Genomic DNA, 20,262 nt, shown 5'->3' with positions numbered 1-20,262 from the left:
AAAAAAGGCGCCCCATGTCTTCCATCACCCTCCGATTCCTGGCCGAACCCAGCACCGTCAACTTCGGCGGCAAGGTCCACGGCGGCACGGTCATGAAGTGGATCGACGAGGCCGGCTACGCCTGCGCCACCAGCTGGGCCAAGCGCTACTGCGTCACCGCCTTCATCGGCAGCATCCGCTTTCACCGGCCGATCATGATCGGCGACCTGGTCGAGGTCGAGGCCCGCCTGGCCTATACCGGCAAGACCAGCATGAACATCTCGGTCGAGGTGCGCAGCGGCGACATGAAGGGCGGCGTGATGGAAAAGACCACCGAATGCCTGATCGTGTTCGTCTCGGTCGACTCGCACGGCCGGCCGCTGCCGGTGGAAGCCTTCGTGCCCGGCACGCCCGGCGAAATGGCGCTGGCCGAGCGCGCCAAGGCGCACCTGGACGCCAGCCGCGCCGCCGGCGGCACGCCCTGATCACGGGCGCGGGGATAGGCGGCGCGCCCTAACCACGGCGCGCCCGGGCGGCTAGAGTCGTGTGATTGCATCCCAAGGAACACACCGCATGGCCACCTCCCGAGACGACGACAGCAACGACAAGACCGACCGCATCAAGGACTCGGCCCAGCAGATCTGGCTGGCCGGCCTCGGCGCCTTCGCCAAGATGCAGCAGGAAGGCAGCAAGGCCTTCGAGGCGCTGGTCAAGGACGGCGCCGGCATGCAGAAGAAGACCCAGCAGGCCGCCGAGGAAACCCTGGCCCAGGCGCAGCAGCGCATGGCCGGCTTCGCCAGCGAGTTCGGCACCAAGGCCGCCGGCCAGTGGGGCAAGCTCGAGAACATCTTCGAAGACCGCGTGGCGCGCGCGCTCGAAAAGCTCGGCGTGCCCTCGGCCGCCGACGTGGCCGCACTGCAGGCGCGCGTCGAGGCGCTCGAGGCCCAACTCAAGCAGCGCGATGCCAAGACCTCGCCCGTGCGCGCCTCGCGCAAGACCGCGCCGGCCCCCGCCGCCAAGAAGACCCTGCGCCGCACCAAGGCCGGCTGACATCGTTCTGTAATTGCGGCACTGCACAAAAATTCAGCGCCGCAAAACATGTCCCGCACCGTTCATGGTGCAGCGCACATGCGCTAGAGTGCCCCCAAGACCAAGAGAAACCACGGGGGCACCGACATGGCAAAGAAGGCGCCACGCCGCACTGCGCAACGCATCCTCGAAGCCGCATTGGATTTGTTCAACCGCTTCGGGGAACCGAACGTGTCGACCACGCTGGTGGCCGGCGAGCTGAACATCAGCCCCGGCAATCTCTACTACCACTACCCCGCCAAGGAAGAGCTGATCAACAAGCTCTACGAAGGCTACGAAGCCGAGCTCAACGAGCTGCTGCACGCCAGCGAAGGCGTGCACGACGTGGAGGACGCCTGGTTCTTCATGCACAGCCTGTTCGAGCTGATCTGGCGCTACCGCTTCCTGTACCGCGACCTCAACGACCTGCTGAGCAAGAACCGGCACCTGGAGACCCAGTTCCAGCTCGTGCTCAAGAACAAGGCACGCGCCATCCGCCAGCTGATCGCCGGCCTGAGCCGCGCCGGCCACCTGGACATCGACGCGCACGAGGTCGACACGCTGGCCCAGAGCATGGTCGTCGTGCTGACCTACTGGCTCAGCTACGAGTACGTGCGCAACCCGCGCCAGGCGCTGGAGCCCGCGCACGCGCAGGGCGCGCTGATGCGCGGCGGCCACCACACGCTGCACCTGCTCGCGCCCTACCTCGCACGTGACCAGCGTCGCCACTTGCTGGCGCTGAGCAATGCCTACAACGGCGAAAGCGCCGCCAGCAACCCCAGCCCCGTGCCACCGACTGTCGATATGGCGGCCTAGAACATCCATGCCCCACTCCGATTTCAAACCGCTCTCGCTGCTGTCCGCCGGCCCTGCCGCGGCCACTGCCACCGCCGGCACCGAACCCTGGACGCCCCTTCCCTACCCCGACGTGCCCCGCTACGACGCGCGCAGCCTGCTCGCCCACTGGCAGCGCCTGCACGCCGGCCACGCACTGCCGCCGCCCGCGCCCGACGCGCCGCTGGCCGAAGGCTGGGCGCTGTACCACAGCGGCGAGTTCGAACGCGCCGCCGCCCTCGGCTTGCGCCACGGCCCCGACGGCCTGGCGCTCGCCAACCAGGCGACCGCGATCTACGCCAACTACCTGGAGCCGCGCGAGGCCGTGCGGCTCGCCATGTTCCGCCAGGTGATCGAGCGCGCCGGCGCGCAGGTCGCGGCCGAACCCGACAACTGCCAGGCACTGTACTGGCAGGCCTACGCGCTGGGCCGCTACAGCCAGGGCATCAGCGTGGCGCGCGCCCTGGCGCAAGGCCTGGGCACCAAGCTCAAGGGCGCGCTGGAGCACGTGATCGAGCTGCAGCCCGAGCACGGCGACGCGCACCTCGCGCTGGCCGCCTTCCACGCCGAAGTGATCGACAAGGTCGGCGCGCTGGTCGGGCGCATGACGTACGGCGTGCGCGCCGAAACCTCGATCGAGCTGTTCGAGCGCGGACTGGCGCTGCACCCGCAGTCGGCGGCCGGAATGATGGAGTACGCGCGTGCGCTGCTGATGCTGCACGGCGAGTCGCGACTTGGCGAGGCGAACGGGCTGTACGAGAAGGCGGCCGCGCTGACGCCGGCGGATGCGCGCGAGCGGTTGGATGTGGAGCTGGCGCGCGCCGGCCTGACGGACTGAAGGGCCTGAACGCTTGCTATTGGTACCACTTGGTACCAACCCATTTAAGATGCGCGGTTTCCGACCTTCTTCCCGACCGCCATGTCCGACCTCAACACCCAATTCGAAGCCGCCCAGGCCAACTCCAAGCTGCTGGCCGAGCGCCCCGACAACCCGACCCTGCTGAAGATCTACGCCCTGTTCAAGCAGGCGACCGAAGGCGACAACACCGCCAAGAAGCCCAGCTTCAGCGACATCGTCGCGCGCGCCAAGTGGGACGCGTGGACCGCCCAGAAGGGCGCCACCGCCGACGAGGCGAAGCAAAAATACATCGACCTGATCGAATCCCTGCGCGCAGGCTAGGCTCTCCCCCAGGCTGCGCGCACTTCGTGTCGCTGCGCCAACCCCCTTCCGGGGGCGACACCTGCGGCCCGGCAAAGCCGGTTCCGCGGTGTCTCACGAAGCAGAACCGACGATCCCGCGTTCCTGGAGCGCGGCGATCTGCTCGGCGCTCAAGCCGATCTCCTCCAGCACCGCCTGTGTGTCCGCCCCCAGCGCCGGCGCATTGCGTCGGTGCCCGGCCGGCGTGAGCGACAGCTTGGGCACGAAGCCGGGCACCGCGAGCGCGCTGCCGTCGGGCATCGTCACCTCCTGCAGCATGCCGCGCGCGGCGTAGTGCGGGTCGGCCGCGATGTCGGCGATGGTGTAGATGCGCCCGGCCGGCACGTGCGCCGCATCGAGCGCAGCCAGCACCTCGGTCACCGTGCGCTGCGCGGCCCAGTCGCCGATGGCGGCGTCGAGCATCCCGACCTGCGCCACGCGCCCCGTGTTGCCGGCCAGCGCCGGGTCGGCCGCAAGGTCCGGCCGGCCGATGCAGGCCATGAGCCGCTTGAAGATGCTGTCGCCGTTGCCCGCGACGATGGCGTAGCCGCCGTCCGCGCAGCGGTAGGCGTTGGTGGGCGCAATGCCCGGCAGCGCGCTGCCGGCGGCCTCGCGCACCGCGCCGAATTCGGCGTACTCGGGCAGCAGGCTTTCCATGCAGTTGAAGACCGCCTCGTACAGCGCGACGTCGACCACCTGGCCCCGCCCCTTCGGAAATTCGGCGCTCACGGTGGCGTGGCGGTGCTGCATGGCCATCAGCACGCCGATCACGCCATGCAGTGAGGCCAGCGTGTCGCCGATCGACACGCCCACGCGCACCGGCACGCGGCCCGGTTCGCCCGTGAGGTGGCGCAGCCCGCCCATGGCCTCGGCCACCACGCCGAAGCCGGGGCGGTCGCGGTAGGGGCCGGTCTGGCCGTAGCCGCTGATGCGCAGCATCACGAGCGCGGGGTTGGCGGCCAGCAGCTCGTCGGGCCCGAGGCCCCAGCCCTCCATCGCGCCGGGGCGGAAGTTCTCGACCAGCACGTCGGCCTCGGCCGCGAGCCGGCGCACGATGGCCTGCGCCTCGGGCTGGCGCAGGTCCAGCGCCAGCGAGCGCTTGTTGCGCGACTGCACCTGCCACCAGACGGAGGTGCCGTCCTTCAGCAGCCGCCAGGTGCGCAGCGGGTCGCCTGCGCCGGGCGGCTCGATCTTGACCACGTCGGCGCCGAAGTCGGCCAGCGTGCGCGCCGCGAAGGGGCCGGCGATCAGTTGCCCGAGTTCGACGACCTTGAGGCCGGCCAGCGGACCCGCGGCCGGAAGGGAAAGAGAGCTTTGCGTCATGGCCTGCGAGTGTGCCGTGCCGCCCCGGACACCGCGTCGGGCCGGGAAAACACCTATGAAATCTTGACACGGCGCGACGCGGCTCTTTTGCACTGCAGCAATTGCGCTCCCACACGCGCCACACCCCGAGGAGAAAGGGGTTTGCTGCAGCGCAGCGCGTCGTCGCGCCCTTCACTACCAGGCAGGACCGCGACTCAAAAAAGTATCAGTTGCGCACCCCAACGCTGGTTGTTGGCATCCGGAGCGATTCGTACAGTCCGCCTCACCCCACCCCGGGGCCACCACCACAGAGGAAAGACCGCCGGCCATGCAACCCGATCTGGAAATCGTCGAAGTCCAAGGTGACGAATCGTTCACCGCCTGGGCGCACGGCTATCCGTATCGCACGGTGCGCTGGCACTTCCATCCCGAGTACGAGATCCAGCTGATCGTCGAGACCCAGGGCGTGTACTTCGTGGGCGACCACGTCGGCCACTTCGAGCCGGGCAACCTCGTGTTCATGGGCCCCGACCTGCCGCACAACTGGATCAGCGACGTGCCCGCCGGCCAGAGCGTCGAGCGCCGCGGCATCGTGATCCAGTTTCCGGCCGCGCTGGTGCGCAACATGGCGGCCACCTTCCCCGAGTTCCGCCGCATCGAGCCGCTGCTGGCCGAGTCGGCCTCGGGCCTGCTCTTCTCGGCCGCCACCGCCGCCGCGGCCAAGCCGATCATGGAAGGGCTGCTCGAGGCGCGCGGGCTGCGCCGCGTGGTGCTGCTGCTGTCGCTGTTCGAACTGCTGGTGGCCAGCGACGACCGCCAGCGGCTGGCCAGCCCCGCGTTCACGCCCGACCCGAAGGCCTTCATGTCGCACGCGATCAACAACGTGCTGGCGCACATCGCCGCCAACCTGGGCGACGAGCTGCGCGAACCGATGCTGGCCGAGCTGGTGGGCCAGAGCCCGAGTGCGTTCTCGCGGTCGTTTCGCAAGCACACGGGGCAGTCGTTCGTGCGCTACGTGAACCGGCTGCGCATCGGCCGCGCCTGCGAACTGCTTGCCAACAGCGACAAGCCCGTGCTCGACGTCTGCATGGACGTGGGCTTCAACAACGTGTCGAACTTCAACCGGCAGTTCCTGCTGCACAAGCGCATGCCGCCGACCAAGTTCCGCCATTTCCATCGCATGCAGCTCGCTGCATCGCGCGCCGCCAACAGCCCGCCGTAGCGCCCCCCCCGTGTTCCCCGCGTCGTTCCTGGCGCGGCGCACTCCGCGCCGCGCAGGGCGCCCCTTTGCCCGCGTTTTTTGCAGACCGTCACACAACCAACCTCAAGGAGACAACCCAATGAAGAGCCTTCTCAAAGCCACCGCCCTCGTCGCCGCCCTCGCCTGTGGCACCACCGCCGCACTGGCACAGGCGCCCAAGCAGCCGCTGCGCATCGGCATGACCTTCCAGGAACTGAACAACCCCTACTTCGTGACGATGAAGCAGGCATTGGAAGAAGCCGCCGCCAGCATCGGCGCCACCGTGGTCACCACCGACGCGCGCCATGACGTGGCCAAGCAGATCGGCGACGTGGAAGACATGATCCAGAAGAAGATCGACATCCTGCTGCTGAACCCGACCGACTCGGCCGGCGTGCAGTCGGCGGTGCGCTCGGCCAAGAAGGCCGGCGTGATCGTGGTGGCGGTCGACGCCAACGCGCAAGGCCCGGTCGATTCGTTCGTGGGCTCCAAGAACCTCGACGCCGGCCGCCTGGCCTGCGAGTACCTCGCGAAGAACATCGGCGAGAAGGGCGACGTGGCCATCCTCGACGGCATCCCGGTCGTGCCGATCCTGGAGCGCGTGAAGGGCTGCCGCGAGGCGCTGGCCAAGTACCCCGGCATCAAGGTCGTGAGCACGCAGAACGGCAAGCAGGAACGCGCCACCGCGCTCACCGTGACCGAAAACATCCTGCAGGCCAACAAGAACCTCAAGGGCGTGTTCAGCGTGAACGACGGCGGCTCGATGGGCGCCCTCGCCGCCATCGAAGCCAGCGGCAAGGACGTGAAGCTCACCAGCGTGGACGGCGCGCCCGAAGCCATCAAGGCGATGCAGAAGGCGGGCTCGAAGTTCATCGCCACCACCGCGCAGTACCCGCGCGACCAGATCCGCCTGGCCATCGGCATCGCCCTGGCGAAGAAGTGGGGCGCCAACGTGCCCGCGGCCGTGCCGGTCGACGTGAAGCTCATCGACGCCGAAGGCGCCAAGACCTTCAGCTGGTAAGCCCCACAGGCACCGCCCGTGACCGTCACGTACGAACCACCCCGGGAGATGCTGCGGCTGGAAGGCGTGTCCAAGCGCTTCCCGGGCGTGAAGGCCCTGTCGAGCATCGACCTCTCGGTGCGCCAGGGCGAGGTGCACGCGCTGCTCGGCGAGAACGGCGCGGGCAAGTCGACGCTGATGAAGATCCTCGGCGGCATCCACCAGGCCGACGAGGGCCGCATCGTCATCGACGGCACCGAGTGCCACTTCGCCGGCTACGGCGACGCCATCGCGGCGGGCATCGGCATCATCTTCCAGGAGTTCAGCCTGGTGCCGTACCTGAACGCGGTGGAGAACATCTTCCTGGGCCGCTACCTCACGAATCGCTTCGGCCTCATGGACCAGGCGGCGATGCAGCGCGAAGCCCGAGCGGTGTTCGACGAACTGGGCGTGCAGATCGACCTCGGCGTGCCGATCTGCCAGCTCTCGGTAGCCCAGCAACAGTTCGTCGAGATCGGCAAGGCGCTGTCGTTGAAAGCGCGGCTGCTGGTGCTCGATGAACCCACCGCCACGCTCACGCCCAACGAGGCCGAGCACCTGTTCAAGGTGATGCGCGCGTTGCGTGCCAAGGGCGTGGCGATGATCTTCATCTCGCACCATCTCGATGAAATCTTCGAGGTCTGCGACCGCATCAGCGTGCTGCGCGACGGCGCCAACGCCGGGCATGCCGAGGTGGCCGCCACGACCGTGGACGCACTGGTCGAGATGATGGTGGGCCGGCGCATCGAACAGAGCTTTCCGCCCAAGCCGCAGCCCGCACCGAACAGCCGCAAAGTGCTCGAGGTGCCCGAGATCCAGCTCGTGAAGGACGGCCCGGTCAATCGCTTCGACCTGCACGCGGGCGAGATCCTCGGCTTCGCGGGGCTGGTGGGCTCGGGCCGCACCGAGCTCGCGCTGGGCATGATGGGCGCCGACCGCGCGCACCGCAAGACGGTGCTGCGCAACGGCCGGCCCGTGCGCCTGGACGACCCGACGCAGGCACTCGCGCACGGCATCGGCCTGCTGCCCGAAAGCCGCAAGGTCGAAGGGCTGATCACCGACTTCACGATCCGCTTCAACATCTCGCTGAACAACCTCGGGCGGCACCGCCGCGCGGGCGTGGTCGACACGGCATCGGAGAAACGCTCTGCCGATGAACTCTCGCGCCGCGTGGGCGTGAAGGCGCCGGGCATCGACACCCGCGTGGCCACGCTGTCGGGCGGCAACCAGCAGAAGGTGGTGATCGCGCGCTGGCTCGGCCACGATTGCGATGTGCTGATCTTCGACGAGCCCACGCGCGGCATCGACGTGGGGGCGAAGGCCGAGATCTACCAGCTGATGCGCGAACTCACGCGCCAGGGCAAGTCGATCCTGATGATCTCCAGCGAGCTGCCCGAGATCGTCGGCCTGTGCGACCGCGTCACCGTGTTCTCGGGCGGCGCCATCGTGGCCACGCTCACGGGCGACGCGATCAACGCGGGCGAAATCATGCGCCACGCGACGTCTTCTTCTCCCTCCCTTCCCTCTTCCTCCGGGAGCCCCCCATGACTGCCACCGCCACCCATCCCACGCCGCCGGCACCCGCGGGCGGGTTCTTCACGCAGCTGCGCCGCTCCACGGCCTTCCTGCCGCTGGTTGGCCTTATTGCCATCTCGGTCTTCATGATCGTGGCGACCGACAACTTCCTCTCGGTGAGCAACCTGCAGAACATCGCGCTGCAGTCGTCCATCAACGCGATCATCGCGGTGGGCATGACGGCCGCGATCCTCACGGGCGGCATCGACCTCTCGGTGGGCGCGGTGGTGGCGCTGTCGGGCACGCTGGCCTCGGGGCTGATGGTGCACTTCGGCCTGCCGCCCGTGCTCGCCGTGCCGCTCGGGCTCGGCGTGGGCGCGGTGATCGGCCTGTTCAACGGCTACTGCGTGGCCTACCTGCGCATGCCGCCGATCATCGTGACGCTGGCCACCATGGGCATCGCGCGCGGCATCGCCCTGATCTACACCGGCGGCTACCCGATCGACGGCCTGCCCGAGTCGTTCGCCTTCCTGGGCAGCGGCACGCTCGCGGGCCTGAAGGTGCCGATCCTCATCATGCTGGCCACCTACCTCGTGGCCTACGTGCTGCTCAACATGGCGCCCTTCGGCCGCTACGTGTACGCCATCGGCGGCAACGAGGAAGCCACGCGGCTGTCGGGCGTGCGCGTGTCGCGCTACAAGCTGCTGGTGTATGTGCTCAGCGGTCTCACGGCCGCCATCGCGGGCATCGTGCAGGCCGCGCGCGTCACCAGCGGCCAGCCCGGCGTGGGCGTGGGCTTCGAGCTCGACGCCATCGCGGCGGTGGTGATGGGCGGCACGTCCATCGCGGGCGGCCGCGGCGCCATCGTGGGCACGCTGGTCGGCGCGCTGCTGCTGGCCGTGCTCAACAACGGTCTCAACATGATCGGCGTGTCGCCGTACCTGCAACTGATCATCAAGGGCGGCATCGTCCTCCTTGCGATCTTCATCAGCCGCGAAGCCCGTCGCTGACCTCTTCTCCTCCGCTTCTTCGCACCCCTCCTGATCTCAAGGAATCCATGTCTTATCAAAAGCTCCAACCCGGTGCCACGGGCGCCATCGGCGAACTCGCCGCCATGCAGGCCGTCGTGTGCCACGGCCCGAAGGACTACCGGCTCGAGACCGTCGCGATGCCCGTCATCAGCGCGAACGAACTGCTCATTTCCATCGCGGCCTGCGGCATCTGCGCCTCCGACTGCAAGTGCCACTCGGGCGCGAAGATGTTCTGGGGCGGCGACGGCCAGCCCTCGTGGGTCAAGGCGCCGGTCATTCCCGGCCACGAGTTCTTCGGCTACGTCGAAGCGCTGGGCGAAGGCGCGGCCGAACACTTCGGCGTGGAGAAAGGCGACCGCGTGATCGCCGAGCAGATCGTGCCCTGCGGCAAGTGCCGTTTCTGCACCTCGGGCAAGTACTGGATGTGCGAAGTGCACCACATCTTCGGCTTCCAGCGCGTCGTGGCTGATGGCGGCATGGCCGACTACATGCGCCTGCCGCCGACCTCGCGCGTACACAAGATCCCCGACGGCATCTCGCTGGAAGACGCGGCCATCATCGAACCGCTGGCCTGCGCGATCCACACCGTGAACCGCGGCGAACTCCAGCTCGACGACGTGGTGGTGATCGCCGGCGCCGGCCCGCTCGGCCTGATGATGACGCAGGTGGCAGCACTCAAGACACCGAAGAAGCTCATCGTGATCGACCTCGTGCCCGAGCGCCTGGCACTCGCGAAGCAGTACGGCGCCGACGTCGTCATCAACCCGAAGACCGAAAACGCCGACGCCATCGTCAAGGGCCTCACCGAAGGCTACGGCTGCGACGTGTACATCGAGACCACCGGCGCGCCCATCGGCGTGACGCAGGGCCTGGACATGATCCGCAAGCTCGGCCGCTTCGTGGAGTTCAGCGTGTTCGGCTCGGAGACGAGCGCCGACTGGTCGATCATCGGCGACCGCAAGGAACTCGACGTGCGCGGCGCGCACCTGGGCCCGTATTGCTACCCGGTCGCCATCGACCTGCTGGCGCGTGGGCTCGTCACCTCGAAGGGCATCGTGACGCACGACTTTCCGCTGACCGAATGGGAGCACGCCTTCGCGCTGGCCAACTCGCTCGACTCGATCAAGGTGCTGCTCAAGCCGCAGCCCCGCGCAGTGTCATGAAGTACGTCGTCGGCGTCGACATCGGCACGCAGAGCACCAAGTGCCTGCTGGTCGGCATCGACGGCAAGGTGCACGCGCAGGCGAGCGTGGCCTACCAGCCCGAGACGCCGAAGCCGCTGTGGGCGCAGCAGGACTGCGAGGTCTGGTTCGACGCCGTGTGCGAGAGCGTGCGCGCCTGCGTGGCGCAAGGCGGCATCGCGGCCACCGACATCGCTGCGATGTGTGTGAGCAGCCTCTACGGCGGCGCTGGCATCCCGGTCGACGAGGCCATGCGCCCGCTGCACCCCTGCCTGATCTGGATGGACCGCCGCGCCACCGCCGAAGTCGATGCAGTGAACGCAACGGTCGACGTGGCGCGGCTGCAGGCCATCACCGGCAACGGCGTCGACAGTTACTACGGCTTCACCAAGATGCTGTGGCTGCGCGAGCACCGCCCCGAGGTGTGGGCGAAGACGCACCACTTCCTGCCGCCCAACAGCTACATCAACTGGCGGCTGACGGGCCAGCTCGCGGTCGACCACAGCTCGGCCGGCAACATCGGTGGCGTGTACGACGCGGCGCGGCGGCGCTGGTCGGCGCAGGCGCTCGACATGCTCGGCATTCCGGCGCGCATGATGCCGCCGCGGCTCGTCGAATCGAGCGAGGTGGTGGGCCACCTGAGCGCCGAGTGGGCCGCGCAGTTGGGCCTGCGCGAAGGCATGCCGCTGATGGCCGGTGGCGTCGATGCGGCGGTGGCCACCTTCTGCGCGGGCGTCACCGGCAGCGGCGACCATGTCGCAATGATCGGCACCAGCATGTGCTGGGGCTTCGTGAGCCCGACGGTGGACGCGCGCCACCAGCTCATCACGATGCCGCACGTGTACCGCGGCGCGGACCGCAGCTACGTGTTCGGCGGCGCGATCACGGCCGGCGCGGCCGTCACCTGGTTCCGCGAAGCCTTCTGCCAGGCCGAAGTGGCCGAGGCCGCGCGCACCGGCGAAGACGCACACGCCCTCATCGAACGCCGTGCGGTCGACGTGCCGCCCGGCGCCGATGGCCTGGTCTTCCTGCCCTACCTGATGGGCGAGCGCAGCCCGATCTGGGACGCGCAGGCCAAGGGCGCCTTCCTCGGCCTCTCGCTCGCGCACAGCCGCGCCCACCTGTACCGCGCCGTGCTCGAAGGCGTGAGCTTCGCGCTGCAGCACAACATCGAGGCCGGCCGGCGCAGCGGCCAACCGCTGGACGACCGCCTGATCGTGGTCGGCGGCGCCGCGCATTCCGACCTGTGGATGCAGATCGTGGCGGACGTCACGGGCTACCGCGTGTTCACGATCGAGGAAGAGGTCGAAGCCGCCCTCGGCGCGGCGATGCTCGCGGCGCTCGGTGCCGGGCTGGTCGATGCAGCTACCGCCGAACGCGGCTGGGTCACGCTGGTGGAACGCGCGCGGCCCGAGCCTGCGGCGCAGGCGGTCTACCGGGAGCGCTTCGAGATCTACACCTCGCTGTACCCGGCGTTGCGTGATGCGATGCATCGGTTGGGATGACGCATTCGCCGTTCAGGGCGTCGCTCCCGCCGACGCGGTACCTTGCTCCGCGAATGTCCCCCGGCCTGCGGCCTCCTCCTTAATTTCGCTGCGCAAGGCACCGCATCGACGTGAGCGTGGGCAGTGCGGTCGTTGAGCAGCTGCACACCAGCGCCGCTTCCCGTGCGCAGGACACTGGGTGCTTCCCGCAGCGAAATCAAGGAGGAGGCCGCAGGCCGGGGGACATTCGCGGAGGGAAGTACCCGGTGGCCTGTGCACGCGCCCTGAACCACAACCTTTGATGAGCAGAACACCATGACACCCACCTACGACTTCTCAGGCAAGCGCGCCCTCGTGACAGGCGCCAGCAGCGGCATCGGCCGCGCGGTCGCCGCACAGCTCACCCAATCAGGCGCACAGGTCACCGCCGTGGGCCGCAACGCCGACGCACTGGAAGCATTGCAGGCCGAGTCCAGCTGCCTGCCTTTGGCACTCGACGTGGCCGACGTCCCCGCACTGGAAAAGGCACTCGCCCCGCTGCCCGCCTTCGACCTCGTCGTGAACTGCGCCGGCACCACACGCATCGAGCGCGCCATCGACCTGCAGGCCGGGAGCTTCGACGCCGTGATGGCCGTCAACGCACGCGCCGCGGCGCTCGTGGCCGCGCGCTGCGGCCGGGCCATGATCGCGGCCGGCGTGCGCGGCAGCATCGTCAACGTGTCGAGCCAAGCCTCGCTGGTCGCGCTCGACGCGCACCTTTGCTACAGCGCCTCGAAGGCGGCGATGGACGCCGTCACGCGTGCGCTGTGCCTCGAGTTCGGGCCGCACGGCATCCGCGTGAACAGCGTGAATCCGACCGTCACGCTCACGCCCATGGCCGAGCAGGCGTGGTCCGACCCGGCCAAGAGCGCGGCGGCGCTCAAGAACATTCCGTTGGGGCGTTTCGCGCAGGTCGATGAAGTGGTCGCGCCGATCCTGTTCCTGCTGTCCGACGGCGCGGCGATGGTCAGCGGCGTGGCGCTGCCGGTCGATGGCGGTTACACCATCGCCTGAAGAAGAAAACTCCCTGCCTCAGGCGAAGCGGGTGCCGCCCTGCGGCGCGTCGAGCAGCGCATCGAGGTTGCGCGAGATCTTCTGCTCGATCTGGTCGCTGAAGCTGCTGAACAGGAATCCCAGCGTCGCCTCGAGCCGGAAGGTATCGGCCGTGACCTCCACCGTGCCGTCGATGCCCGCGCGGCTGAACTGGGCCCGGTCGCAGTCGGTGCCCTCGGTGTAGGTGCATTCGAGACCGTAGTCCTGCTCGACCTGATGCACCCATTGGCGCGCGACTTCGCGGGCGCCGGCAATGCCCAGCGTGTGGTTGCGTTCGATTTGGATGTCAGGCACCGTGGTCTCCGTTGTCGTCGTGTGTGCGGCCTTGGCGCGCGTGGGTGTGCAGGATACCCGTGGCGGCCTGCAACGCATTGCGGCGCTCTTCCGTCGTGGGCAGCGCGGCAATGCGCCGCACCGCAGTGTAAAAGCGCGGCCAGTCGCGGCCCTCGCGTTCGAACAGCGCTTCGAAGCCCGGCACCAGGTCGTCGTAGGCGCCCTGCGCACCGAAGGCCGCGTTGTTGGCGCGCGCCACCCAGCCGTCATACGCGTTCTGGCGCGGACCGGTCCATGCCGCCTTCAGCGCGGTGTAGCGCTCGCGGAAGTCGGCCATGGCGGCCTGCTTCTGCGCCTCGACCTTCGTCCAGTCCTTCGCCTTGGCTTCGGGCGATTCGTACACCTGCGTGAGCGCGCGGCGCGTGTTGAGCGCCAGCGCACGGAAGTCCTGCCGCTGTGCATTGAACTGCGCGTACTCGGCGCGCGCCGCCTCACCGGCTTCGCGCTGCAGCCACATCGCGCCACCGATGCGCTCCACGGCCGTGGCGTACGACTCGTTGAACACCGTGTCGCCCGGCACATAGAGCACCTGGTGCGCCAGCTCGTGGAACACGATGCGCGCCAGCTCGCCCTCGGGGTAGCCGATGAAGGTGGACAGCAGCGGATCGCCGCCGGCCCAGTTCATCCAGCCCAGTGTGGAGTAGGCCGGCACGGGGTACACGGCCACTTCGAGGCCATTCGTCTTCTGCGCCTCGGCCTCGGTTTTCGCGGCGGCCTCGTCGTAGTAGCCGCGATAACCCACGCAGCCCGCGACCGGGAAGCACCAGCTCTTGAGCGTGAGCGAGTACGGCGGCGCGGCCACCACGTTCCACACGGCGGCGGGGCGATGCAGGTCGGCATACGAGGTGTAGCTCGCGTTGTCGGGCAGGCCGAGTTCGCTCGATGCGAAACGGCGGATGCGCTGCGCGAGTTCGAGCTTGGCCTTGAGCGGCGCCCCCACGGCCGGATCGGCCAGCCATTCGGGCACGGGCTTGGCCGCGCGCAGGATGTCGAGGTGGCCGCTGGCCGATTGCCAGTAGTAGCCAAGGTCGGCGCAGCCCGTCAGGAAAAGCGCGCCGGCCAATGCCAGCGCGGGCGCGCGCAGCCGTCGCATCACGCCTTTTCGACCTGCACCAGGCAGTCGTAGAAGGTCGGGCCGCGGCCGATGTCGGTCAGGCGCTGGCTGGTCAGTTCGTTGACGTTGGTGCCGTCCATGCCGAGCTTGCGCCACCAGATGCCCATGCCGTGCACCACGCCCTGGCGCGCGCGGCGCGACACCTCGGCGCGGCAGCGGTGCTCGCCGCGCTGGTTGAACACGCGCACCGTCGCGCCGTCCTCGATGCCGCGCGCGGCGGCATCGTCGGCGTGGATCTCGAGCAGCGGCTCGACCTCGATGGCGCGCAGGCTGGTCACGTTGACGAAGGTCGAATTGAGGAAGTTGCGCGCCGGCGGCGAGATCATCGCCAGCGGGAATTCGGTCGAGCTGCCGGCTGGCTCCCAGTTGGGCACGTGGTCGGGCAGGCCGTCCATGCCCATGGCCTGCAGGCGCTCGCTGAAGAACTCGCAGCGGCCCGAAGGCGTGGGGAACCTGCCTTCGGCGAACGGTGCCTCGGCCAGCTTCAGGCTGGTGAAGCCTTGGGTGCGCAGCTGCTCGAAATCGATCGCCTTCTCGGCGAAGGCGGTGCGGCACAACGACTCGTCGCTCTCCGAGAAGCAGGGCTCGTCGAAACCCAGGCGGCGCGCCAGTTCGCGGAACACCCAGGCGTTGCTGCGGGCCTCGCCGCGCGGCGCCACGGCCGGGCGGTTCAGCAGCACGTCGGTGTGGCCGTAGCTGCAGTGGATGTCCCAGTGCTCGAGCTGCGTGGTGGCGGGCAGCAGGTAGTCGGCGTAGTCGGCGGTGTCGGTGCGGAACTGCTCGAGCACCACGGTGAACAGGTCTTCGCGCGCGAAGCCCGCCACCACCTTGGCCGACTCGGGCGCCACCGCCACCGGGTTGCTGTTGTAGACCACGACGGCCTTCACCGGCTTGGCGGTGTCGAGCAGCGCATCGCCGATGGTGCTCATGTTGATGGTGCGCGGCTTGCGGCCGGCCAGCAGGTCGGGGCGCTGCAGCGCGGCGCGGTCGACCGGGTAGTGGCCCGAGCTGCTGAGCAGCAGGCCGCCCGCGCGGTCGCGCCAGGCGCCGACCAGCGACGGCAGGCAGGCGATGGCGCGCGCCGCGTTGCCGCCGCCGCGCACGCGCTGCATGCCGTAGTTCAGGCGGATCGCGGCCGGCTTGGTCGTGCCGTAGGCCTGGGCCAGCGCGACGATCTGTGCCTCGGGAATGCCGCAGACCTCGGCCGCACGCGACGGCGGCCATTGCAGCGCGCGCTCGCGCAGCTGCTCCCAGCCCAGCGTGTGGTTGGCGATGTAGTCGTGGTCGAGCCAGTCGTGCACGATGAGTTCGTGCATGAGCGCCAGCGCCAGCGCGGCGTCGGTGCCGGGCAGCAGCGCGATGTGCTCGTCGCACTTGTCGGCGGTTTCGGTCTTGCGCGGGTCGATGCACACCAGCCGCGCGCCGGCGCGCTTGGCGGCCTGGGCGTGGCGCCAGAAGTGCAGGTTGCTGGCGATGGAGTTGCTGCCCCAGATGAGGATGAGCTTGGCCTCGGCGAAGAACTCGATGCGCATGCCGACCTTGGCGCCCAGCGTGTAGACCATGGCTTCGCCGCCCGCCATCGAGCAGATGGTGCGGTCCAGCAGCGAGGCGCCCAGCTTGTGGAAGAAGCGCCGGTCCATCGATTCGCCCTGCACCAGGCCCATGGTGCCCGCATAGCTGTAGGGGAGAATTGCTTCCGGTTCCGTCTGCAATCCCCGAAGATGCGCGGCGATGTCGTCCAATGCCGTCTCCCACGAGACGGGCTCGAAGCGGCCGCTGCCCTTGGGACCGACCCGTTTCAGGGGCTGCACGAGCCGCTCGGCATGGTCATTGCGTTCGATGTACCGGGACACCTTGGTGCACAGCACGCCGCCGGTGTGCGAGTGGGCGGGGTTGCCTTGCAGCTTCACCGCCACGCCGTCCTTGACGGTGGTGACGAGCGCACAGGTGTCGGGGCAATCGTGCGGGCAGGCGCCCAACACCGTGGAGGGTGCGGTGGCGTCGGGCGTGTCGAGGAGGGAATCCGTTGCGTGGGCCATCGGACAAGTCTAATTTGAGTATCAACACACAGGGCAGAGGGAGGATTTCACCATGACGATGCAATTGAATCGCAGGCATTTTTCGATCGCCACGGCGGCCGCCGCCACGCTGGGCGGCTTCGGCATCGCCCGGGCGCAGGGCGACACGCCGCTGGTGCTGGGCCAGTCGGCGCCGTTCACGGGGCCGGCCGCGCAGCTGGGCATCCAGTTCCACCAGGGCGCCAAGCTGTTCCTGGACCAGTACAACGCCCAGCCGGGCCAGCGCGACGTGGTCATCAAGAACCTGGACGACGGCTACGAGCCCGACCGCTGCGCGGCCAACACGCAGAAGCTGATCGGCGAGGACGTGTTCGCGCTGTTCGGCTACATCGGCACGCCGACCAGCCTGGCCGCGCTGCCGCTGGCGGTGAAGGACAAGGTGCCGTTCATCGCGCCGTTCACGGGCGCGATGTCGCTGCGCGAGCCTTTTCACCGCAACGTGTTCCATCTGCGCGCTTCGTACAACGACGAGACGGCATTGATGGTGAAACAGCTCACCCACCTGGGCATGAAGAAGATCGCGGTCTTCTACCAGAACGACGCCTACGGCAAGGCCGGGCTCGACGGCGTGACGCTGGCGCTGGCCCAGCAGGAACTCAAGCCCGTGGCGCTGGCCACGGTGGAGCGCAACTCGGCCGACGTGGCCGCGGCCGTGAAGACGATCATGGCGAGCCAGCCGGCGGCGGTGGTCCAGGTCGGCGCCTACAAGGCCTGTGCGGCGTTCATCCGCGAGATGCGCAAGGCGGGCTACGGCGGCGTGTTCTTCAACCTCTCGTTCGTGGGCACGCAGGCGCTGGCGGACGAGTTGGGCAAGGAGGCCGCGGGCGTGATGGTCACGCAGGTGGTGCCCTCGCCCTACAACCAGGCGAATGCGCTGGCCCGCGAGTTCACCGAGGCGGTGCGCAAGGCGGGCGGCGGCGCGAGCGCCAATTTCTCGAGCATGGAAGGCTACCTGGCCGCCAAGGTGCTGACCGAGGGCCTGCGCCGCGCACCGGGCGGCAAGGGCACGCGCGACGGGCTGATCGCAGGGCTGGAAAGCATCGAGCGGCAGCAGTTCGGCGGCTTCGAGGTGTCGTTCTCTTCGAAGAGCCATGTGGCTTCGAAGTTTGTCGAGCTGTCGATGCTGACTGCGGACGGGCGGGTGCGGACTTAGTTTTTTCGCGCTCTGGTTCGGGGGGCGTGCCCAGGCCACCGGGTACTTCCCTCCGCGAATGTCCCCCGGGCTTCGCCCTCCTCCTTGATTTCGCTGCGGGAAGCACCCAGTGTCCTGTGCACGGGACGCAGCGCTGGTGTGCAGTCGATCAACAACCGCACAGCCCAACGCTCACGTCGATGCGGTGCCTTGCGCAGCGAAATCAAGGAGGAGGCCGCAGGCCGGGGGACATTCGCGGAGCAAGGTACCGCGTCGGCGGGAGCACGCCAGAGCGCGCGCCCGGGCCGTTCAGGTTCAGCTGCCCAGCCCGTCCACCGCCTGGAACATCGCCTGCCGCGCCTGGCTCACGATCTGGCCGCGCCAGGCGTCGCTGTCCGTATAGAACGCCTCCACCATGCGCGCGCGGATGCCATCGGCCAGATCGGCCGGCGCGTCCGGGTGCTTGTGCAGCCAGTGGTCGGCGCGCAGGGCACCGGTCACTTCGAGCATCGGCAGCGTGCCGTATTCGAGCGCGATGCCGGTGTACTCGGCCTGCGGGCACTCTTCGTACACGGCGTCCCACATCAGGCCACGCAGCAGCGCGGAGGTCGAGGAGCCGTCGTAGATCGAGGTGACGGGCGCCGCCGGCGTGCCCCACCAGGCGTTGGCGCGGGCGTAGGCGACCTTGTCGTCGCGGCAGGCAAAGATGCGCTCGCTCAGGCCGTTGGGGCCGAGGCCCGTGTGCAGGTCGATCCAGGCCAGGCGCTTCGCATGGCCTGCATGGCGGCGCAGCACGCTGCGGATGGTCTTGTTGCTCCAGGTGGGCGCCTTGCCGCCGAAGAACAGGCCGTCGTCGAACTGGTACTGGCCGCTCGTCACGGCCGCCTGGTAGGCGGTGGCGCCGTGCTTGTCGATCCACTTCTCGATCGCGGCCTGGTTGTCCGGCGTCGGCGGCCAGGTGTCGGGCAGCAGCAGCGGATGCAGCCTGGCGTAGGGCTCGTTCACCGGCACGGGCTTCGAGAAGTCGAGGAAGTTGCGGTTCAGGTCGACGTTCTCGTGCGTCACGCGGCGCCCGTACGAAAAGCCGTGCGGGTTCAGCGCATGCACGTACAGCACCGCCACGCCCTGCGCCTTGGCCTTCTCGCGCCACTCGGCGTCGTGCAGCGCGAACACCTGCACGCCGCTGCCGCAGTGGCCTTCGACGCCGTGGCAGGCGCTGGTGACGACGAGCAGCCGCTCGGCGTTGGTATCGCCGTCGAGCGCCACGTCCATCGACAGCTCTTCGCCGTCGCGGCCCTTGAGCGGGTGCGCGTGCGGCTCGACCGTGAGGCCGGCGCTGACGCAGCCCTGCAGGAACTTCTGGCGCGCCTGGGCGTAGCGCGGCGAAAAGGCCTCGCCGATGCCGATCATGCCGCTGCGCCGCCGATGCCGGGCTTCAGGAACTGCTCGGCGATCTGCACCCAGCAGGTGGCGCCCAGCGGGATGAGGTCGTCGTTGAAGTCGTAGCTCGCGTTGTGCAGCGTGCACGGGCCTTCGCCGTGGTGCACGTCGCGGTGCGAGCCGTCGCCGTTGCCGATGAAGGCGTAGGCGCCGGGCTTGGCCTGCAGCATGAAGGCGAAGTCTTCCGAGGTCATGGCGGCCTCCTGCTTGAGCACGTTCTCGGGGCCGACGATCCCGCCCATGACGCGGCGCGCGAAGTCGGCCTCGGCCTCGGTGTTGATGGTCGGCGGGTAGTAGCGCTCGAAGCGGAACTCGCAGGTGGCGTCGTGCGCGGCGCAGATGTGCTCGCTGATCTGCTTCATCTTGGCCTCGATCATGTCGAGCACCTCGAGCGAGAAGGTGCGCACGGTGCCCGACAGCTCACAGTTGTCGGGGATCACGTTGTTGGTCTCGCCGGCGTGGATGGTGGTGACCGAGATCACCGCCGAATCGGTCGGCTTCATCTTGCGCGTGAGGATGGTCTGGAAGGCCTGCACGATCTCGCAGGCGATCGGCACCGGGTCGATGCCGGTCTGCGGCAGCGCGGCGTGGCCGCCCTTGCCGACCACGTTCACATGGAACTTGTTGCCCGAGGCCATCACCGGGCCAGGGCTCACGGCGAACTGGCCGGCCTTCATGCCGGGCCAGTTGTGCATGCCGAACACGGCGTCCATCGGGAACTGCTCGAACAGGCCCTCCTTGATCATTTCGCGCGCGCCGCCGCCGCCCTCTTCGGCCGGCTGGAAGATCAGGTAGACGGTGCCGTCGAAGTTGCGGTGCTTGGCCAGGTGCTGGGCCGCCGCGAGCAGCATCGCGGTGTGGCCGTCGTGGCCGCAGGCGTGCATCTTGCCGTGGTGCTGGCTGGCGTGGGCGAAGGTGTTGAGCTCGGTGACGGGCAGCGCGTCCATGTCGGCGCGCAGGCCGACGGCGCGGGTGCTGGAGCCGTTCTTGACGATGCCGACCACGCCGGTGGTGCCCAGGCCGCGGTGGATGGGAATGCCCCATTCGGTGAGCTTGCCTGCCACCACGTCGGCGGTGCGGACTTCTTCGAAACAGAGTTCAGGGTGGGCATGAAGGTCACGCCGGACGGCCGCGATGCCGGCCGCCTGCGTGACGAGCGAGTCGATGAGTTTCATAGGACACAGTCTAGGCTTTGCGCCCAG

Annotated in this window: 19 protein-coding genes; 13 read left to right on the top strand and 6 right to left on the bottom strand. The window is 68.7% G+C overall.

The annotated features are described in order from the left end of the window. Nucleotides 1-14 precede the first annotated feature (14 nt). The 5 genes from AC07Y4_RS16780 (at nt 15) to AC07Y4_RS16760 (ending at nt 3,061) form a co-directional block, all read left to right on the top strand. Nucleotides 15-464, top strand: a complete 450-nt coding sequence (locus AC07Y4_RS16780) for an acyl-CoA thioesterase (RefSeq protein ID WP_062476095.1) — start codon at nt 15-17, stop codon at nt 462-464. Nucleotides 465-552: 88 nt separating this feature from the next. Then, nucleotides 553-1,029: a phasin family protein gene (locus AC07Y4_RS16775; RefSeq protein ID WP_487848804.1), complete on the top strand. Its 477-nt coding sequence runs from the start codon at nt 553-555 to the stop codon at nt 1,027-1,029. A 126-nt stretch (nt 1,030-1,155) separates the two neighbouring features. Beyond that, nucleotides 1,156-1,863: a TetR/AcrR family transcriptional regulator gene (locus AC07Y4_RS16770; protein WP_070063441.1), complete on the top strand. Its 708-nt coding sequence runs from the start codon at nt 1,156-1,158 to the stop codon at nt 1,861-1,863. 7 nt (nt 1,864-1,870) lie between these two features. Then, a complete protein-coding gene (locus AC07Y4_RS16765; protein WP_172438466.1) occupies nt 1,871-2,719 on the top strand; it encodes a tetratricopeptide repeat protein in 849 nt (282 codons plus the stop codon). An 81-nt stretch (nt 2,720-2,800) separates the two neighbouring features. Continuing rightward, a complete protein-coding gene (locus AC07Y4_RS16760; protein WP_487848805.1) occupies nt 2,801-3,061 on the top strand; it encodes an acyl-CoA-binding protein in 261 nt (86 codons plus the stop codon). A gap of 93 nt (nt 3,062-3,154) precedes the next feature. Here AC07Y4_RS16760 and AC07Y4_RS16755 read toward each other — a convergent pair whose 3' ends face one another. Next, a complete protein-coding gene (locus AC07Y4_RS16755) occupies nt 3,155-4,402 on the bottom strand; it encodes a CaiB/BaiF CoA transferase family protein (RefSeq protein WP_487848806.1) in 1,248 nt (415 codons plus the stop codon). 307 nt (nt 4,403-4,709) lie between these two features. Between AC07Y4_RS16755 and AC07Y4_RS16750 the strand changes: the two genes are divergently transcribed. The 7 genes from AC07Y4_RS16750 (at nt 4,710) to AC07Y4_RS16720 (ending at nt 12,924) form a co-directional block, all read left to right on the top strand. Then, nucleotides 4,710-5,603 (top strand): helix-turn-helix domain-containing protein, encoded by an 894-nt coding sequence (locus AC07Y4_RS16750; RefSeq protein ID WP_487848807.1) that lies wholly within the window; start codon nt 4,710-4,712, stop codon nt 5,601-5,603. Nucleotides 5,604-5,721: 118 nt separating this feature from the next. Next, a complete protein-coding gene (locus tag AC07Y4_RS16745; RefSeq protein ID WP_062476114.1) occupies nt 5,722-6,642 on the top strand; it encodes an ABC transporter substrate-binding protein in 921 nt (306 codons plus the stop codon). Nucleotides 6,643-6,690: 48 nt separating this feature from the next. Beyond that, on the top strand, nt 6,691-8,208 hold the full coding sequence (locus AC07Y4_RS16740; RefSeq protein ID WP_487848911.1) for a sugar ABC transporter ATP-binding protein: 1,518 nt from the start codon (nt 6,691-6,693) through the stop codon (nt 8,206-8,208). After that, nucleotides 8,205-9,185, top strand: coding sequence for an ABC transporter permease (locus AC07Y4_RS16735; protein WP_354345382.1), 981 nt, complete (start codon nt 8,205-8,207; stop codon nt 9,183-9,185). Before AC07Y4_RS16740 ends, AC07Y4_RS16735 begins: the two co-directional genes overlap by 4 nt. 47 nt (nt 9,186-9,232) lie before the next feature. Continuing rightward, nucleotides 9,233-10,369 (top strand): alcohol dehydrogenase catalytic domain-containing protein, encoded by a 1,137-nt coding sequence (locus AC07Y4_RS16730; protein WP_487848808.1) that lies wholly within the window; start codon nt 9,233-9,235, stop codon nt 10,367-10,369. After that, nucleotides 10,366-11,892: an FGGY-family carbohydrate kinase gene (locus AC07Y4_RS16725; RefSeq protein ID WP_487848809.1), complete on the top strand. Its 1,527-nt coding sequence runs from the start codon at nt 10,366-10,368 to the stop codon at nt 11,890-11,892. Before AC07Y4_RS16730 ends, AC07Y4_RS16725 begins: the two co-directional genes overlap by 4 nt. 294 nt (nt 11,893-12,186) lie before the next feature. After that, entirely contained in the window at nt 12,187-12,924 is a 738-nt protein-coding gene (locus tag AC07Y4_RS16720; protein WP_487848810.1) for an SDR family oxidoreductase, read from the top strand. Nucleotides 12,925-12,942: 18 nt separating this feature from the next. On the opposite strand, the gene AC07Y4_RS16715 is transcribed toward AC07Y4_RS16720, so the two are convergent. The 3 genes from AC07Y4_RS16715 to AC07Y4_RS16705 are packed head-to-tail and all read right to left on the bottom strand — an operon-like array spanning nt 12,943 to nt 16,449. After that, nucleotides 12,943-13,257, bottom strand: a complete 315-nt coding sequence (locus AC07Y4_RS16715; protein ID WP_062476134.1) for a polyhydroxyalkanoic acid system family protein — start codon at nt 13,255-13,257, stop codon at nt 12,943-12,945. Continuing rightward, nucleotides 13,250-14,389, bottom strand: coding sequence for an aminopeptidase (locus AC07Y4_RS16710; RefSeq protein ID WP_487848811.1), 1,140 nt, complete (start codon nt 14,387-14,389; stop codon nt 13,250-13,252). Before AC07Y4_RS16710 ends, AC07Y4_RS16715 begins: the two co-directional genes overlap by 8 nt. Continuing rightward, complete coding sequence (locus AC07Y4_RS16705) at nt 14,389-16,449, bottom strand: molybdopterin-containing oxidoreductase family protein (RefSeq protein WP_487848812.1); 2,061 nt, start codon at nt 16,447-16,449, stop codon at nt 14,389-14,391. Before AC07Y4_RS16705 ends, AC07Y4_RS16710 begins: the two co-directional genes overlap by 1 nt. A gap of 58 nt (nt 16,450-16,507) precedes the next feature. Here AC07Y4_RS16705 and AC07Y4_RS16700 point away from each other — a divergent pair, with 58 nt between their 5' ends. Next, the gene (locus AC07Y4_RS16700; protein WP_082818036.1) at nt 16,508-17,641 is read left to right on the top strand and encodes an ABC transporter substrate-binding protein; all 1,134 of its coding nucleotides are present in this window, start codon (nt 16,508-16,510) and stop codon (nt 17,639-17,641) included. Nucleotides 17,642-17,935: 294 nt separating this feature from the next. On the opposite strand, the gene AC07Y4_RS16695 is transcribed toward AC07Y4_RS16700, so the two are convergent. Then, nucleotides 17,936-19,030, bottom strand: coding sequence for a M14 family metallopeptidase (locus AC07Y4_RS16695; RefSeq protein ID WP_495274831.1), 1,095 nt, complete (start codon nt 19,028-19,030; stop codon nt 17,936-17,938). Then, entirely contained in the window at nt 19,027-20,235 is a 1,209-nt protein-coding gene (locus AC07Y4_RS16690; protein ID WP_487848814.1) for a M20 aminoacylase family protein, read from the bottom strand. The genes AC07Y4_RS16695 and AC07Y4_RS16690 overlap by 4 nt, the downstream gene beginning before the upstream one ends. Nucleotides 20,236-20,262: the final 27 nt, after the last annotated feature.

Source organism: Variovorax sp. GW460-12-1-14-LB1, assembly GCF_059423605.1.
The sequence above is the reverse complement of the archived record's forward strand: the minus strand, read 5'-3'. Positions and strand labels throughout refer to the sequence as shown.

Bases quoted from the DNA above. Each gene is read 5' to 3' on its own strand.
- AC07Y4_RS16730 (WP_487848808.1), top strand. From the start codon at position 9,233: ATGTCTTATCAAAAGCTCCAACCCGGTGCCACGGGCGCCATCGGCGAA.
- AC07Y4_RS16710 (WP_487848811.1), bottom strand. From the start codon at position 14,389: ATGCGACGGCTGCGCGCGCCCGCGCTGGCATTGGCCGGCGCGCTTTTC.
- AC07Y4_RS16755 (WP_487848806.1), bottom strand. From the start codon at position 4,402: ATGACGCAAAGCTCTCTTTCCCTTCCGGCCGCGGGTCCGCTGGCCGGC.
- AC07Y4_RS16705 (WP_487848812.1), bottom strand. From the start codon at position 16,449: ATGGCCCACGCAACGGATTCCCTCCTCGACACGCCCGACGCCACCGCA.
- AC07Y4_RS16690 (WP_487848814.1), bottom strand. From the start codon at position 20,235: ATGAAACTCATCGACTCGCTCGTCACGCAGGCGGCCGGCATCGCGGCC.
- AC07Y4_RS16700 (WP_082818036.1), top strand. From the start codon at position 16,508: ATGCAATTGAATCGCAGGCATTTTTCGATCGCCACGGCGGCCGCCGCC.
- AC07Y4_RS16725 (WP_487848809.1), top strand. From the start codon at position 10,366: ATGAAGTACGTCGTCGGCGTCGACATCGGCACGCAGAGCACCAAGTGC.
- AC07Y4_RS16735 (WP_354345382.1), top strand. From the start codon at position 8,205: ATGACTGCCACCGCCACCCATCCCACGCCGCCGGCACCCGCGGGCGGG.
- AC07Y4_RS16780 (WP_062476095.1), top strand. From the start codon at position 15: ATGTCTTCCATCACCCTCCGATTCCTGGCCGAACCCAGCACCGTCAAC.
- AC07Y4_RS16775 (WP_487848804.1), top strand. From the start codon at position 553: ATGGCCACCTCCCGAGACGACGACAGCAACGACAAGACCGACCGCATC.
- AC07Y4_RS16745 (WP_062476114.1), top strand. From the start codon at position 5,722: ATGAAGAGCCTTCTCAAAGCCACCGCCCTCGTCGCCGCCCTCGCCTGT.
- AC07Y4_RS16750 (WP_487848807.1), top strand. From the start codon at position 4,710: ATGCAACCCGATCTGGAAATCGTCGAAGTCCAAGGTGACGAATCGTTC.
- AC07Y4_RS16765 (WP_172438466.1), top strand. From the start codon at position 1,871: ATGCCCCACTCCGATTTCAAACCGCTCTCGCTGCTGTCCGCCGGCCCT.
- AC07Y4_RS16740 (WP_487848911.1), top strand. From the start codon at position 6,691: ATGCTGCGGCTGGAAGGCGTGTCCAAGCGCTTCCCGGGCGTGAAGGCC.
- AC07Y4_RS16760 (WP_487848805.1), top strand. From the start codon at position 2,801: ATGTCCGACCTCAACACCCAATTCGAAGCCGCCCAGGCCAACTCCAAG.
- AC07Y4_RS16770 (WP_070063441.1), top strand. From the start codon at position 1,156: ATGGCAAAGAAGGCGCCACGCCGCACTGCGCAACGCATCCTCGAAGCC.
- AC07Y4_RS16695 (WP_495274831.1), bottom strand. From the start codon at position 19,030: ATGATCGGCATCGGCGAGGCCTTTTCGCCGCGCTACGCCCAGGCGCGC.
- AC07Y4_RS16720 (WP_487848810.1), top strand. From the start codon at position 12,187: ATGACACCCACCTACGACTTCTCAGGCAAGCGCGCCCTCGTGACAGGC.